Consider the following 285-nt stretch of genomic DNA (forward strand, 5'->3'; position numbering starts at 1 on the left):
CGGTGAATGTAACGGGTTATGGTAGCTATGTCTTCAGCTTAGACGACGGTCCGAGACAAATCTCGAATGTCTTTGAAAATGTACCGTTGGGCGAACATACCATCACGGTTTGGGATACTGAAGGAGGCATGGACAACAGTTGTGATCCGTTGGTGATTAGTGGGGTATCGATTATCGATTATCCGCATTACTTCACTCCGAATGGGGACGGTATTCACGATACGTGGAATATTGTTGGGTTGCAAAACACCACCGCGAAGATTTACATCTTTGACCGCTACGGCA

Annotated in this window: 1 protein-coding gene; it reads left to right on the forward strand. The window is 46.7% G+C overall.

Annotated elements, in window-relative coordinates; all coding sequences use genetic code 11:
* Positions 1-285, forward strand: a 285-nt coding sequence (locus EQG61_RS13720) for a T9SS type B sorting domain-containing protein (RefSeq protein WP_129462513.1), incomplete at both ends; no start/stop codon positions are given.

Origin of the sequence: Flavobacterium stagni (assembly GCF_004122105.1) — a bacterium.
Taxonomy (GTDB): domain Bacteria; phylum Bacteroidota; class Bacteroidia; order Flavobacteriales; family Flavobacteriaceae; genus Flavobacterium; species Flavobacterium stagni.